Here is a 15,155-nt window from a genome sequence, read left to right as displayed (position 1 = left end):
GCGGCTGACGCTGGTGCCGGACGCTAACCTTCGGCTAAGGCTTCGGCAAGGGGTTGGACGAAGTCGGTGCGAAGCGTGGTGGCCGGTTCGGGATCCCGAACGACCGCAGGGCGAAAGGGAGATGAGGGACGCCGGGTCGTGGGCGCGGCCGACGGCCCCCGGCCGGGGAGGCGAAGGCTGGCGCGGGGCCCAGGCCGCGTCACCGGTGGCCGTGGCGGTGGCGGCCGGCCCCGGACTCACCGCCGGCCGGCGGCCCTTCGCGCCCGTCGGCGTGCCCTGGGAGCGCGCGGGGAGAAGGCGCCGGTGACAGCCGGCGCGGCCGAGGCCGTCAGCGGCAGGGATCTTTCGCGGGGTGAGGCACGTGCATCCCTTCCGTCGTCATGAAGGCGGTGCGGTACGGCTCCCTGCGGGGGCGGTGCGCTTGGGGGTGCCCTTGGCGGGGGCCTGCCGCTGCCCGACGGACTGCAGCGCCCCTTCCAGCGCGAACGTGGCCGCGCCGAGGGACACCGGGTCGGTGGGGATCGGGGAGAGGACGATCTCGGTCGCGGCCAGCGGCCGGCGCAGCGCGTGCCGTGCGACGGCCTGGCGGACCTCGCCGAGCAGGGGCTCGCCCAGCCGGGCGGCGACCCAGCTGCTGAGCACGACCACTTCGGGGTTGAGCAGATTGATCAGATCGGAGATGCCCGCGCCCAGGTAACGGGCGGTGTCCCGCACCACCTTGACCGCCACCGGGTCGCCCGCGGCGACCGCGCGGGCCAGCGCGTCGATGGTGGCCGTCTGGTCCTCGGGGTGCAACAGCGCCGAACGCGGGCTGAGTTCGCGCAGGTTCTGCATGATGCCGGGGGCGCCGACGTACGTCTCCACGCAGCCGTTGTTGCCGCAGTGGCACAGCCGTCCGTCCAGCACGAGGGTGGTGTGGCCCCACTCGCCGGCGCTGTTGCTCACGCCCCGGTGCAGCCCGCCGCCGAGGGCGAGACCGGCGCCGACCCCCGTGCCCAGGTTGACCACGACCGCGTCGCCGCGGCCCCGCGCGGCCCCGAACCACAGCTCGGCCACCGCGCAGGCGCGCAGCGGGTTGTCCAGGTGCAGGGGGTAGGCGATGTGCTCGGCGAGGAGGTCGAGCAACGGCACGTCGTGCCAGTCCCAGTTGGGGGCGTACTCCGCGACGCCGGTGTCCCGGTCCACCTGGCCCGGCACGCTCACCCCGACGCCGAGCACCCGGGCCGCCTCGATGCCGGCCTGTGCCACCACCGAGCCGACGGCGGCGGCCACATGACCGACCACCTGCTCCGGCCGGCTCTCGCCGGGCCGCATGTCCTCGTCGGCGCGGGCCAGCACGTTCAGCGCCAGGTCGAACAGCTCGACATGGACGTACGTCTCCGCGATGTCGACGCCGATCAGCGCGCCCCCCGACGCGTTGACGGCCACCAGGCCCCGGGGCCGGCCGCCGGCCGAGTCCTCGAACCCGACCTCGGTGATCATGCGGAGGTCCAGCAGCTCGCCGACCAGCGTGGCCACCGTGGCCAGGCTCAGACCGGTGGCGGCGGCCAGTTCCTGGCGGGAGGTGGGAGACTCGGCGATGATCTGGCGCAACACCTCGTAGCGGTTCGCGGTGCGGATGTCACGTGATGTGCGCTTCACGCGGCTGCCCCTCCCATCCCGTCCAGGCCGGGCCGGGGCCACATCGGGCACCCGGCGCGGGCGCCAGGCTATGGGCTCGGAGGGACTTTCGACAAGGGCTTTGGAAAGGGGCTGTAGAAAGTCCGGCCGCGCCGCGCCGGTCCGGGCGGCCGTCAGCCGTCCAGCAGATCCCGCACAAAGGCGTTCGTGAACTTCCCGGCCGGATCCAGCGAGCGGGCCAGGGTCCTGAAGTCGGGGAGACGTGTATACCGTCCACGGACGACCGCCGACGGGATCCCGTACACCTTCCCCCAGTGCGGACGCGGAGCGAACGGCGTCAGTGCCTCCTCCAGTCGGCGTACCACCGGCAGCACGGCCGCCTCGTCCCGCACCCAGGTGAAGTGCAGTGCCACCGAGTCCCGTCCGTGCGCGGGGCTGAGCCACTGCGCGTCGGCGGCGACCGTCCGCACCTCGCAGGTCTGCAGGACGCCGGCGACCGTCGACCGGATACCGTCGACCGCGGACAGCGCGTCCATCGCGGCCGGCCTCGGCAGCAGATACTCCGACTGGATCTCCTCCCCGCTGCTCGGTGTGAACTCCGCCCGGAAGTGCGGCAGCCGTTCGTGCCACGGGCCCGGCACGCCCAGCTGGCCCGTGCAGTTCCCCGCGGGCATGCCCGGCACCGGGTGCAGCGGCGTCTTCGCGGGCGCCGCCCATGGAAAGCGGACCGGCGGCTGGTCGGTGCGCCGCTTGACCCACACCTGCCGAAAGCCGGGCTCACGCCAGTCGGTGAACAGGCTGACGCTGTATCCGGCGGCGGCCACGGCGGCGAAGTCCAGTCCCTCCAGGGGGAGTTCGGTGAACACGTGCTGCTCCACCTCGTACGCCGGCTCCAGGGCGAGGGTGAGGGCGCGGACGACGCCGAGAGCGCCGAGCGAGGTCACGGCGCCGTCGAACCGCGCGTCCCCCCGCCCGATCGTCACTGTCGAGCCGTCCGCGACGACCAGCTCCACCTCGCGCACGGCCGAGGCCAGCGGCCCGTTGCCGACTCCCGAGCCATGGGTGCCGGTCGCCACCGAACCGGCCACCGAGATGTGCGGCAGGGACGCCATGTTGGGCAGCGCGAGCCCGTGGGCGTGGACCGCGCGGGCCAGTTCGGCGTAGCGCACCCCACCGGACACCCGGACCGTGCGCGCGGCCGTGTCGACCTCGATCACCGGCGGCAGCCCGGCGGTGGACAGCAGTACGCCGTCCGGGCCCGGCTCGGCGATCCGGTTGAAGGAGTGCCCGCTGCCCAGCACTCGCACCCGCGCACTGCCTGCCACCAGCGCCGCGAGGGCGTCGAGCGTGCGCGGGCGGTGGAGGTCCCGCGCGGTGTACGTGATGGTGCGCGCCCAGTTGGTGACCGTCCCGGCGGTCCCTGCCGTCCCTGTCACAGTTGCGTCCCTCCTGGCGAGTGCGTGTGGGCCGACCCTCTCACCAGCCCTGACCGAGGAGGGAGGCTCCCTGCGGATTTCGTCGTGGTCGATGACCTTCCCGGGTGTATACAGAATTTCACTGGCCGATCGTCTGCGAAATCGGTACCGTCCGGCTCATGATCGAGGAACCGCTTCCCGCCCGGCTGCCCGTCACCGACCGCACCCGTCACCGTCGCCTGCGCGAGCAGGGCAGCCGGGAGCGGGCGGAGCTGGAGGCGATCCTCGATGCCGGGTTCGTCTGCCATCTCGGAGTGCTGGTCGACGGCCGGCCGGTCGTCGTGCCCACGGTGTACGGGCGGGACGAGCGACGGCTGTACCTGCACGGGTCCGTCGCCAGCCGCAGCCTCGCCGGTGACACCCCCGTCTGTGTGACCGTCACCCACGTGGACGGACTCGTGCTCGCCCGGTCCGTCTTCGAGCACGGCGTCAACTACCGCAGCGCCATGATCCACGGCATGGCCCGCAAGGTCACCGACGGCGAGGAGAAGCTGGCGGGCCTGCGCCTGCTCACCGAGCACTCCGCGCCGGGCCAGTGGTCGTACGCCCGCCGCCCCAGCCGCAAGGAGCTGGCGGCCACCACCCTCCTCGCCGTCTCCCTCGAAGAGGCCTCCGTCAAGATCCGCACCGGCGCCCCGGACGACGGCGACGGCCCCGACGCGGCCCTCGGCCTGTGGGCCGGCGTCCTGCCGCTGACCACCGTCTGGGGCGCCCCGGAGCCCGACCCGGCGCTGCCGGCCCGCACCGCCGTGCCGGAACACATCGCACGCCGTGCGGGGACCCGGCACGGCTGAGGCCCAGGCGGGGGCATACGGTGTGAGACGTACGCCTGAACCGGGAGGAGACAGACGGATGGGCAGTCGTACCGCGCTGGTCGAGGATCTGATGGAGCGGTTCCCGCAGGTGCCACGGGAGGCCGTCTTCAAGGAAGACCTGCTCCGCGGGGGCGTCGCCTTCGACCCGTCCGCCCTCAGTGACAACGAGGGCGGCGAGGTCAAACCGAAGTCCTACTTCATCTTCTCCTTCGACCACGGCACCCTGCCCGAACTCGGCGAGGCGGCGCTCAGGCGCCCGCCGGAGGAGATCATCCTCACCGGCGGCCCCTACGACCTGCGCCGGACCGTCGTCTCCGTACGGGTGAACCCCGCCTCGCCGTACCGGGTGGCCGCCGACGACGAGGGGCTGCTCGGGCTCTACCTCGACGGAAAGCGGATCGCCGACGTCGGCGTGCCGCCCATGCCGGAGTACTACCGGCACACCCTCTCCAACGGGAAGTCCGTGATGGAGGTCGCCCCGACCATCCAGTGGGGCTACCTCATCTACCTCACCGTCTTCCGTGTCTGCCAGTACTTCGGCGCCAAGGAGGAGTGCCAGTACTGCGACATCAACCACAACTGGCGCCAGCACAAGGCGGCCGGGCGGCCCTACACCGGCGTCAAGGACGTGGACGAGGTCCTGGAGGCGCTGGAGATCATCGACCGGTACGACACGGCCAAGGCGTCCACCGCCTACACCCTGACCGGCGGTGCCATCACCAAGACCGTCGCCGGCCGGGACGAGGCCGACTTCTACGGCCACTACGCCAAGGCCATCGAGGAGCGCTTCCCGGGCCGCTGGATCGGCAAGGTCGTCGCGCAGGCGCTGCCCAAGGCGGACGTGCAGCGGTTCAAGGACTACGGCGTGCAGATCTACCACCCCAACTTCGAGGTGTGGGACCGCCGGCTGTTCGAGTTGTACTGCCCCGGCAAGGAGCGGTACGTCGGCCGCGACGAGTGGCACAGGCGGATCCTCGACTCGGCGGAGATCTTCGGGGCGCGCAACGTCATCCCCAACTTCGTCGCGGGCGTGGAGATGGCCGAGCCGTTCGGCTTCACCACCGTCGACGAGGCGATCGCCTCCACCACCGAGGGCCTGCGCTTCTTCATGTCGCACGGCATCACGCCCCGCTTCACCACCTGGTGCCCGGAGCCCACCACCCCGCTCGGCAAGGCCAACCCGCAGGGGGCGCCGCTGGAGTACCACATCCGGCTGCTGCAGGCCTACCGGCAGACGATGGACGACTTCGGGCTCTCCTCCCCGCCCGGCTACGGCCCGCCCGGACCCGGCCGTGCGGTCTTCTCCGTCAGCTCCTTCATGGACAGCCTGCCCGCCGGCGAGCCGGTGGCGGACGCCACGGAGGCACCCGCCGAGGTGTGATCGCGCGCCGGGCCGGTGAGCACGGCGGCGCCGCCGTCCGTACCAGAGGGCACAGTTGTGGGTCCGTCGCGTCACGCGTCCGCACCGCCACCATCGGTAACCGGATGTGAACAGGCCGCTTGTCAGTTGTGTCGGGGACGTGAAAGGCTCGGTGCCTGCCGCGAGGTTTCCTGCAACTCCCTTCCTCCTTTGGTGAGTTGACCTCGCTCGTGGATGCAGGAGTCCCATGCCCGACCTGCCGACCCCCAAGGACGCCACCGAGACCGCGCTGTTCTCGGAGGGCTGGGACGCGGTGCTCAGCTACGCGGACCTGTGCACCTCCGGGTCCCTGACGGCCCATCAGCTCGCGACCGAGGCGTTCACCCTCGGCATGCGCGAGGTCCGCGCCGCCGCGCGCACCCATGTGCGCGGCGCGGGCCGGCGCACGGCACGGCTGCCCACGATCCCCGCCCTGCTCACCGCCGTGCGCGACACCGCCGCCGGGTGGGAGGCCGACGGGCAGGGGCACCGGCTCGACCCCGACCTGAGGCTGTGGCTCAACTCCGCGCAGGCCGCCCGCTTCTCGGGGCCGCCGCTGGAACGCCCGATCGCGCTGCGCGCCCTCAGGGACATGCAGGAGGCCGACGCCTCGCTGCTGTGGCTGGCCGAGGTGGAGGCGCTGCCGCTGCCCGCCGTCGCCCGCCGGCTCGGCCTGGACCCGGCCACCGTCGCCGACGAACTCGGCCAGGTCCGCACCCTTTTCCGGGACCGCTGCCACCGCGCCCACCTCGACACCCCCATGGACGCGCGGTGCCGTTCCTACGCCCGCCTGCTGGACGCGGTCACCCGTTCGCCGGCCGCCGACGCCCCCGACGACCTCTCCCGGCACCTCGCGACCTGCGTGCGGTGTGCCGAGGCCGCCGCCTGTCTGCGGCCGCACGGCGGCGGGCTGCCCGCCGCGCTGGCCGGCGGCGTCGTCGGCTGGGGCGGGCTCGCCTACCTGGAACGCCGCCGCCGCGCCGCCGAGGTCCGCCTCGGTGCGGGCCGCCCCGGCGGCCCCGACCCCGCGGGCGGCGATCCGCGGGAGGGCACCGGCCGCAGCCGCGTCCTGCGCGGCGGCCTGCTCGCCGCCGCCGTGCTGCTGTCGGCACTGGCCCTCGGCGTGTCGATGATGCCGTTCGGCGGCTCCGGCGACGACACCGCCGCGGCCTCCGACGACCGGCAGCCGGTCGCCGACCCCAGCGTCTCCCGCCCCACCACCCGGCCGGCCTCGCCACCGCCCGCCCCCGCCGCCACGCCCTCCGCGCCGCGCACGACGGCCGGCTCGCACCGTACGGAGCCCGACCCCGAACCGCAGGGCGCCTCCTCGGCCACGTACCGGCCCGGACCCGGCCCCCGCACCAGCGCACCCGACGTCACCTGCCGGGTCGCCTACCAGCTCGTCAACCAGTGGCCCGACGGCTTCCAGGCCACCGTCACCGTCACCACCGACAACGCGCTCACCGACTGGCGGGTCGCGTGGAGCTTCCGCGACGGCCAGCAGGTCGGCCAGATGTGGGACGCCACCGCCCGGCAGGACGGCTCCCGCGTCACCGCCACCGCCGCCGACTACAACAGGACCGTCGCCGCGCACGGCAGCCTGTCCTTCGGCTTCATCGGCAGCCGGCAGGACGCAAACCGTTCCCCCCACGGCTTCACGCTCAACGGCGCGGCCTGCGCGAGCGGTTGAGCGCCGGCGCGCATAATGCTTTGACGCACGGGCCCGCCCGCGGGCTACAGTTGCCGGGCACGCCGAGGTGGTGTGCGCGGACCCGAGCGGGACGAAGGAGGTGTCGACCGATGGCTGTCACTGTGCTGGGCGCTGCCCTCATCCAGGAACTCCTCAAGTCCACCTCCGTGGCCACCGGCTGAACCCACCGCGTCGTACGCGCCTGCCCGGGGCCACCCTGTGAAGGGTCTCCCTTGACTTCCACCTCTGCTGTGTCCTCCGCGCTGACTCCCTACGGCTGGGACGCCGCCTGGGCCGACGCGTTCGCCCCCTACGGCGCCGAAGGGCTGCTGCCCGGCCGGGTGATCCGGGTCGACCGCGGCCAGTGCGACGTCGTCACTCCCGTCGGCACCGTCCGCGCCGACACCGAGTTCGTCGTGCCCCGCGACCCGATGAAGGTCGTGTGCACGGGGGACTGGGTCGCCGTCGACCCGGACGGCGATCCGCGGTACGTACGCGCGTATCTGCCGCGCCGCACCGCCTTCGTGCGCTCCACCTCCTCCAAGCGGTCCGACGGGCAGATCCTCGCCGCCAACGTCGACCACGCCGTCGTCGCCGTGTCGCTCGCCGTCGACCTCGACCTCGGCCGCGTCGAACGCTTCCTCGCCCTCGCCTGGGAGTCCGGCGCCCAGCCCGTCGTCGTCCTCACCAAGGCCGACCTGGTGCCCGACCCGGTCACCCTGGCCCACCTGGTGGGGGACGTCGAGACGAGCGCGCCCGGCGTGCCGGTGCTGACCGTCAGCGCCCTGCACGGCGAGGGGCTCGACGTCCTCGTCGCGCTCGTCGGCTCCGGTACGTCCGTGCTGCTCGGCCAGTCCGGCGCGGGCAAGTCCACGCTGGCCAACGCCCTCGTCGGCGCGGACGTCATGGACGTACGGGCCGCGCGGGACGTCGACGGCAAGGGCCGGCACACCACCACCACCCGCAACCTGCTCGCCCTGCCCTCGGGCGGGGTCCTCATCGACACACCCGGACTCCGGGGCGTCGGCCTGTACGACGCCGGGAACGGCGTCGGCCAGGTGTTCGCCGAGATCGAGGAACTGGCCGAGGGGTGCCGCTTCCACGACTGCGCGCACGAGAGCGAACCGGACTGCGCGGTGCGCTCCGCCGTGGAGAGCGGGCGGCTCGCGGTGCGGCGGCTGGAGAGCTACCGGAAGCTGGTGCGGGAGAACCAGTGGATCGTGGCGAAGACCGACGCGCGGGTCCGCGCGGAGATCCGGCGGGACTGGAAGCGCAAGGGCGCCGAAGGGAAGGCCGCGATGGAGGCCAAGCGAGGGCGCTTCCGGTAGGCGCCCTGTGCCGCGGTCGGTCAGGGTCGCGCGCTTCCCGCACCCCTCGGGGGTGCGGGGAACCGCGCGACCGGCCGCACACGATGCGCGACCCGGCTCCGGCGCAGAGCCCGCCGGAGCCCGACGGCACGCCTCCGACGGCCCGAGCGCGACGTCCGAATCCCGCTGGCTCGACCCCCCGGCCCCGCCGCACACTGGAGTCGTGATGGACGAGGACACCGGGTACGAAGCCGTACGCAGCAGGGACGCCAGGTTCGACGGAGTCTTCTTCTTCGCCGTCGAGACCACCGGTATCTACTGCCGGCCCAGTTGCCCCGCGGTGACGCCGAAGCGGCGCAACGTGCGGTTCTTCCCGACGGCCGCCGCCGCGCAGGGCTCCGGGTTCCGGGCCTGCCGGCGGTGCCGGCCGGACGCCGTGCCGGGGTCGGCGGAGTGGAACGTGCGGGCGGACGTCGTCGGGCGGGCCATGCGGCTGATCGCCGACGGGGTCGTGGACCGCGAGGGCGTCGCCGGGCTCGCCGCGCGGCTCGGGTACAGCGCCCGGCAGGTCCAGCGCCAGCTCACCACCGAGCTCGGCGCCGGGCCGGTGGCGCTCGCCCGGGCCCAGCGGGCGCACACCGCGCGGCTGCTCCTGCAGACCACCGGCCTGCCGGTCACCGAGATCGCGTTCGCGTCCGGGTTCGCCAGCGTGCGGCAGTTCAACGACACCGTGCGCGAGGTGTACGCCTCGACGCCGACCGAGCTGCGGGCCGCCGCCCACCGCGCCCGGGGCACCGCGCGCACCCGGGGCGTCCGCCCGGCCCCACCGGGCGCCGGGATACCGCTGCGGCTCGCCCACCGCGGCCCCTACCAGAGCGGCGCCGTCTTCGACCAGCTCGCGCAGGAGGCGGTGACCGGTGTCGAGGAGGTCTCCGGCGCGCCGGGCGGCCGTACCTACCGGCGCACCCTGCGGCTGCCGTACGGCACCGGGCTCGTCGCCGTCGAGGAGCGCACCCGGGCGTCCCGCACCGGCGCCGGCACCCGTCCGGGCGGCTGGCTGGACGCACGGCTGCACCTGACCGACCCCAGGGACCTCACCACCGCCGTGCAGCGGCTGCGGCGCCTGTTCGACCTGGACGCCGACCCGTACGCGGTCGACGAGCGGCTCGGCGCCGATCCGAGGCTGGGCCCGCTGGTCGCCGCCCGGCCCGGACTGCGCTCGCCCGGCACGGTGGACCCGCTGGAGCCCGCGGTCCGCGCGCTGGCCGGGAAGGAGGGTGCCGCGGAGCTGGTGCGCCGGTACGGCAAGCTGCTCGACGCGCCCTGCGGCAGCCTCACCCATCTCTTCCCCGAGCCGGCCGTGCTCGCCGAGGCCGAGCCCGGCGGACCGCTGGGCGCGCTGGCCGCCGCCCTCGCCGACGGCACCGTCCGGCTGGATCCGGGAGCCGACCGGGACGAAGCCCAGGAGGCCCTGCTCGCCCTGCCCGGCATGGACCCGGCGACCGTCGCCGCCGTGCGCGTACGCGCCCTCGGCGATCCGGACGTCGCCCCGCCCGGCGCGGAGGTGCCCGACGACTGGCGGCCCTGGCGCTCGTACGCCGTCCAGCATCTGCGCGTGGCAGGGGAGCGGAGCCGATGACGAGCGTGTACTGGACCCGGCTGGACGCGCCGGTGGGGCGGTTGCTGCTCACCGCCGACGCGGACGGGGCGCTCACCTCGCTGTCCGTTCCCGGGCAGAAGGGCGGCCGGACGGTGCGGGAGGGCTGGCGGCACGACGGCGGGCCGTTCCGTGCCGCAGCGGACCAGCTCACCGCCTACTTCGCCGGTGAACTCAAGGAGTTCCGGCTGCCGTTGAGCGCGCACGGCACCGAGTTCCGGCAGCAGGTGTGGGCCGCGCTGGACGAGGTGCCGTACGGTGCCACCGTCACCTACGGACAGATCGCCGCGCGGATCGGCGCGTCCCGCGCGGCGGTGCGCGCGGTCGGCGGAGCGATCGGCGCCAACCCGCTGCTGATCGTGCGCCCGTGCCACCGTGTCATCGGCGCGAACGGGGCGATGACCGGGTATGCGGGCGGACTCGAACGCAAGGTGTGGCTGCTGGCCCTGGAGGGCGCGTCCGCCGCCGGCACGCCCTAGTGCGGGTCCGCGGCCCCGAAGATCCGGTCCAGGTGGTAGGCGAGGACGGCGGTGGCGGAGTCCGCGTCCCGCTGGCCGACCAGGACGCTGGTGCCGAGTCCCGCGGACATGGCCAGCAGCCCGACCGCCTCGGCGTGGGGGTGCACGCCGGGACGGAGGAGCCCCGCGTCCGCCGCCTGGCGCAGGAGCCCGGTCAGGGTGGCCTCCGCGGCGTCCGGGTCCTTGACGAACGGCTGGGCGGCGAGGGCCGCGTCGGTCACCGAGAGGACGGCGTAGGACGTGTAGAGGTGGTGGAAGACGCGGCTCTCCTCGTCGACCGGCAGGGCCGCGGTCAGCAGCGCCTCGATCACCGCCCGTGGTCCGGGATCGTCGCCGGCCGCGCGGACCCGGGCGGTCACCCGATCCCCGAACTTCCCGGTCAGATGGTGCAGTCCGAAGAGCAGCAGCTTCTCCTTGGACTCGAAGTAGTACTGCACCAGTCGCAGTGACACGCCCGCCTCGGCCGCCACGTCGCGCATCCCCACCGCGTGCAGGCCGAGCCGTCCGGCGGCCCGGACGAGGGCCTCCGCGAGCTCCGTGCGCCGTTCCGCGTGATCCACGCGCTTGGGCATGTTCCCTCTCCGCCTCTCGCTTGCCTGCTCCTGCTTGCCCCCACGTTGATGATACAGCTGTACCACTAACGTGGTACGTTCGTATCACAAAGACCGTCGAAGACCGTCTGCCCCGGAGGTGGCCGTGCCCGAGTCCGCAAGCGCCCGACCCCAGCCCGACATCGGCCGCTACGTCAGCGACGCGTGGCGCGAGCGCTACTTCGCGGCCTGCGACGCGCTCTACGCCCTGGGCGCCCCCGCGTCCTGGGAGGAGGACGTGGAGACGTCGTACGGGACCACGCACGTCTACCGCTACGACCCCGAGGACCCCGACGCCCGCGACCGCACCCCCGTCGTCCTCGTCCACGGCGCCGGCTCCTGCTCCGCCATGTGGTACCCCAACACCCCCGCGCTCAGCGCCGAACGACCCGTCTACGCCATCGACACGCCGGGCGACCCCGGCCGCAGCGTGCAGCGCGCGCCCATCCACGAGCCCGGGAACGCCGCGCGCTGGCTGGACGAGACGCTCGCCGGTCTCGGACTCGACCGGGTGCACCTCGTCGGCTCCTCGTACGGCGGGTGGCTGTCGCTGAACCAGGCCCACCGCGAACCGGAGCGCCTGGCCTCGGTCACGCTGCTCGACCCCGGAGGCCTGGAGAAGGTGGGCCTGCGCTTCTTCGTGTGGATCTTCGTCAGCCTGTTCGCGACCTTCGCCCCGAAGCGGCTGAGGCCCCGTCTCGCGTCCTGGCTGGAACAGCCGGTCCTCGTCGTGCCGGAGTTGCGCGCCATGGTCAGGGCCGGCGTGCGCGCCTACCGCATACGCCGGCCCGTGCCGCAGCCCCTGACGGAGGCCGAACTGGGCAGCATCCGCACGCCGTTGTACCTGGTGCTCGGCAGGCGCAGCCTCCTGGTGCACCCGGACCGGCAGGTCGAACGCGTCCCCCGCCTGATCCCCGGCGCCAGGGCCGAGATCATCTCCCGCACCGGCCACGGACCGCAGATCGACCACGCGGAGCGGGCCAACCGGCTGATGCTGGACTTCATGAACTCCGCCGAGCGCGGCCTGCCGGCGCCGCGCTAGACCCCCGGTCCGCTCCGCCTCCGGCCCCCGGCCGTGCACCCACGCCACAGGGGGCCGACGGTGGCCCTGCGGCCGAGCCGCCGCGACGCCGGATACGCGCTCTCCGCCGCGCTGAGATCCGGTCATGACAGCAGCCGGGCACGCCCGCCCGCCCCGCGCATCGGCTCCGCGCCCCGGGGCTTTCGACCGGGGACCGGCGACGACGTGGCGGAGCTGGGTGCCGGACCCCGCGGCTTCGGCAGGATCCGGCCGCCGTGCCGCGTCCGTTGGGCCGAGCGGGTGGACCGCCGTCGAAGGTGCGGTGGCGCGGCCCGGCCGTATGGCACGGTCTGCTCCGACGGACAACGGCGAAGGGCGGGTGCGGAGATGGCCGGGGTCGGACGGGTCCTCGCGGTGCTGCTGCTGGCGATGCTGCCGGGGACGGCGACGCCCGCCGTCGCGGAGCCGGTGCCGCCGCCGTGGACCGGCAGCGGTACGGCGACGCCCGCCGTCGCGCGGCCGGTGCCGCCGTCCTGGACCGGCAGCTGGGAGACCGCGCCGTCGGGCACCACTCCCGCACTGCCCGGCGCCGCCGTCCGCAACGTCGTCCACCTGAGCACCGGCGGCACGGCCGTGCGCGTCCGGCTCAGCAACCGGTTCGGCACCGCGCCGCTGCAGCTCGGCGCGGTCACCGTCGCGCTGCGGGCGGCCGGTCCGAACGCCGTGCCGGGCAGCCTGCGCACCGCCACCTTCCAGGGCGCCCCGGCCGTCACCGTCCCGCCCGGCCAGGACGCGGTCACCGACCCGGTGCCGCTGCCCGTCCCGGCCGCCGCCGACCTCCTCGTCACCGTGTACACCCCCGGCGACAGCGGCCCCGCGACCTACCACCAGACCGCCCTGCAGACCAGCTACCTGGCCCCGGCCGGGGCGGGCCGGGCCGGCGACGAGGGGGGCGCCGCCTACACGACCGCCATCAGCCGCTGGTACTACGTCACCGGCGTCGACGTCCTCGGCGGCGCCGCGGGCAGCGTCGTCGCGTTCGGCGACTCCCTCACCGACGGAAACGGTTCCACCCCCGACACCAACCACCGCTGGCCCGACCGGCTCGCCGAACAGCTGCGCGCGGACCGGCTCGGCGTCCTCAACGCCGGCATCTCCGGCAACCGCCTGCTGCACGACGGCGCCGGCCCGAACGCCCTCGCCCGCCTGGACGCCGACGCGCTGGACCGGGCCGGAGTCCGGGTCCTGGTCGTCCTGGAGGGCATCAACGACATCAAGGGCACACCGACGGCCGACGACGTCACCGCGTACGCCGCCGCCTACCGCACGCTCGTCGCCCGCGCCCACGCCCGCGGCGTCCGGGTCATCGGCGTCACCCTCACCCCGTACCGCGGCTTCTCCGCCTACACGACCGCCCGGGAGGCGGTACGCCAGCAGGTGAACGCGTTCATCCGCACCGGCGGCGCCTTCGACGCGGTCGCCGACGCCGACGCCACCCTGCGCGACCCGGCCGACCCGACCCGCCTCCTGCCCGCCTACGACCCAGGCGACCACCTGCACTTCAACGACACCGGCATGGCGGCGGTCGCGGACACGGTCCGGCGAGTGCTCGGCGGAACGGGCTGAGGCACGGGGGGAGGGGCCCTTGCCCTGGGGGCTTGTCGCGGCGGGGCGGCTCAGCCCCACAGCACCGTCCCCAGCCACGCCCCCGCGATCAACAGGCAGGCGAACAGCTCGGTCAGCACACTGGAGCCGCCCGCAGGCATCGTCGTGCGCAGGGAAGCCATCGCCTCACCGTGCCCGCCGAGGCCGAGCCGCTCGTGCACCTAGATCCCCGCCACGAAGCCCGGCAGCGCGCCGAGCACCGGCAGCAGCACGAAGCCGAGCAGGGACCCCGCACCCGCGTACACCGCCATCCGCGGTGTGGCCCCGCCCTCGCGGAGCCGCCGCCTCGGCAGCGCCGCGCGCACCGCCAGCGACAGCAGCAGCCCCGCGCCGGCGCCCGCCAGGACGGCCCAGGCCAGCGGCCGCGGATCGGTCACCGCCCACCAGAGCACCGCGGCCCACACCAGCCACGACCCCGGCACACCGGGCACCAGCACTCCGCACAGGCCGAGCACGATGACCACGCCGACCAGCAGGAGTTCCCGCACTCCCATCTGCCCAGAGTGCCGGAGAAGCCGCGAAGCCGCAGGTCAAAGACGGGGCAGCGGGGGAGAGGAGGGGGAGGGGAGGGGGAGGGGAGGCTGAACCGGCCGGTGGACGGACTCGGGGACCGGCCGGCAGACGGTCTCAAGGGTTCGCCGGCAGACGGTCCCAAGCGCCGGCCGGCGCACGGTCGCGTCCGTCTCCCCGGCCCGGAACCGGCGCAGAGGATCGGCAGGCCACCCGCAGGCACCCGCAGAACACTAGGAGCGGGTCGTGCCGCCCGGCGGTCATCTCCCGTGTTTCGTACGGCTGTTCAGCCCGTCACTCGACGCGCCGTCGGACGCGGCCGGTGCGCCGGATTTTCCCGATGCCCCGTTTTCATACCGCCCGTGCGGTGGACAATGAGCGACATGAGCCAGCAGGGGGGAAGGCCCGGCCGTCCTGAGGACGACTGGTGGGGACAGCTGTACGACGACTCCACCGAAGACACGGGGCCCACGGCGGCGCCCGATTCCCTGGACGACCGGTTCGCCTCCGCGAAGCGCACGGTGACGGGCCGGCCGGCCACGGGAGCGCCGCCCGGACCGGGTACGTGGGACGGCACCGCCGACGCGGGCGGCGGCACCGGCGGGCCGCCCCGACGGGACGACCCCCCTGGGCGGCCGCTGCCCGGCCAGGCCGCGCTACCGGCCCAGCGCACCCCCGAGCCCCAGAACCCGCCGACACCCCCTGATCGCACGGGGCAGGAGAAGGCCCCCGCCCAGCGCACCGGTTGGTCCCCGCAGGACGCGTCCGCGTCACCGCCCGAGCCGCCGGACGTGTCCGCGTCGCCCCCCGAGCCGCCGGACGTGTCCGCGTCGCCCCCCGAGCCGCCGGACGTGTCCGCGTCGCCCCCCGAGCCGCCGGACCTGGAGG

Annotated in this window: 11 protein-coding genes and 2 pseudogenes; 9 read left to right on the top strand and 4 right to left on the bottom strand. The window is 74.5% G+C overall.

Features of this window, described 5'->3' with window-relative positions; genetic code table 11:
- Positions 1-378: 378 nt before the first annotated feature.
- Positions 379-1,641, bottom strand: coding sequence for an ROK family transcriptional regulator (locus IO33_RS0133340; RefSeq protein WP_031171988.1), 1,263 nt, complete (start codon positions 1,639-1,641; stop codon positions 379-381).
- Positions 1,642-1,793: 152 nt separating this feature from the next.
- Entirely contained in the window at positions 1,794-3,056 is a 1,263-nt protein-coding gene (locus IO33_RS0133335) for an FAD-binding protein (RefSeq protein ID WP_031171986.1), read from the bottom strand.
- Positions 3,057-3,214: 158 nt separating this feature from the next.
- On the opposite strand from IO33_RS0133335, the gene IO33_RS0133330 reads away from it, so the two are divergent.
- The 6 genes from IO33_RS0133330 (at position 3,215) to IO33_RS0133305 (ending at position 10,442) form a co-directional block, all read left to right on the top strand.
- Positions 3,215-3,889, top strand: coding sequence for a pyridoxamine 5'-phosphate oxidase family protein (locus tag IO33_RS0133330; protein WP_031171985.1), 675 nt, complete (start codon positions 3,215-3,217; stop codon positions 3,887-3,889).
- A gap of 58 nt (positions 3,890-3,947) precedes the next feature.
- Positions 3,948-5,291, top strand: coding sequence for a radical SAM protein (locus IO33_RS0133325; protein ID WP_031171982.1), 1,344 nt, complete (start codon positions 3,948-3,950; stop codon positions 5,289-5,291).
- Between the two features lie 226 nt (positions 5,292-5,517).
- Positions 5,518-6,999: a cellulose-binding domain-containing protein gene (locus IO33_RS0133320; protein ID WP_031171980.1), complete on the top strand. Its 1,482-nt coding sequence runs from the start codon at positions 5,518-5,520 to the stop codon at positions 6,997-6,999.
- 233 nt (positions 7,000-7,232) lie between these two features.
- The gene (gene rsgA, locus IO33_RS0133315) at positions 7,233-8,327 is read left to right on the top strand and encodes a ribosome small subunit-dependent GTPase A (protein WP_031171978.1); all 1,095 of its coding nucleotides are present in this window, start codon (positions 7,233-7,235) and stop codon (positions 8,325-8,327) included.
- A 205-nt stretch (positions 8,328-8,532) separates the two neighbouring features.
- Positions 8,533-9,945 (top strand): DNA-3-methyladenine glycosylase 2 family protein, encoded by a 1,413-nt coding sequence (locus IO33_RS0133310; RefSeq protein WP_031171976.1) that lies wholly within the window; start codon positions 8,533-8,535, stop codon positions 9,943-9,945.
- Positions 9,942-10,442 (top strand): methylated-DNA--[protein]-cysteine S-methyltransferase, encoded by a 501-nt coding sequence (locus tag IO33_RS0133305; RefSeq protein ID WP_031171974.1) that lies wholly within the window; start codon positions 9,942-9,944, stop codon positions 10,440-10,442. Before IO33_RS0133310 ends, IO33_RS0133305 begins: the two co-directional genes overlap by 4 nt.
- On the opposite strand, the gene IO33_RS0133300 is transcribed toward IO33_RS0133305, so the two are convergent.
- Complete coding sequence (locus IO33_RS0133300; protein ID WP_031171971.1) at positions 10,439-11,053, bottom strand: TetR/AcrR family transcriptional regulator; 615 nt, start codon at positions 11,051-11,053, stop codon at positions 10,439-10,441. The two genes, IO33_RS0133305 and IO33_RS0133300, sit on opposite strands and share 4 nt — an antisense overlap.
- 124 nt (positions 11,054-11,177) lie before the next feature.
- Between IO33_RS0133300 and IO33_RS0133295 the strand changes: the two genes are divergently transcribed.
- Entirely contained in the window at positions 11,178-12,113 is a 936-nt protein-coding gene (locus tag IO33_RS0133295; RefSeq protein ID WP_031171970.1) for an alpha/beta fold hydrolase, read from the top strand.
- A 366-nt stretch (positions 12,114-12,479) separates the two neighbouring features.
- Positions 12,480-13,718: an SGNH/GDSL hydrolase family protein gene (locus IO33_RS0133290; protein ID WP_031171968.1), complete on the top strand. Its 1,239-nt coding sequence runs from the start codon at positions 12,480-12,482 to the stop codon at positions 13,716-13,718.
- Between the two features lie 50 nt (positions 13,719-13,768).
- Here IO33_RS0133290 and IO33_RS44680 read toward each other — a convergent pair.
- Positions 13,769-14,251: pseudogene (locus IO33_RS44680) on the bottom strand (DUF456 domain-containing protein).
- Positions 14,252-14,650: 399 nt separating this feature from the next.
- On the opposite strand from IO33_RS44680, the pseudogene IO33_RS0133280 reads away from it, so the two are divergent.
- A pseudogene (locus tag IO33_RS0133280) lies at positions 14,651-15,155 on the top strand (protein phosphatase 2C domain-containing protein); the annotation flags it as partial.

This window comes from Streptomyces durhamensis, from assembly GCF_000725475.1.
In the GTDB taxonomy this organism is placed as follows: Bacteria; Actinomycetota; Actinomycetes; order Streptomycetales; family Streptomycetaceae; genus Streptomyces; species Streptomyces filipinensis.
Note: the sequence above shows the minus strand (reverse complement) of the source record. Positions and strands in the feature narration are given on the sequence as shown.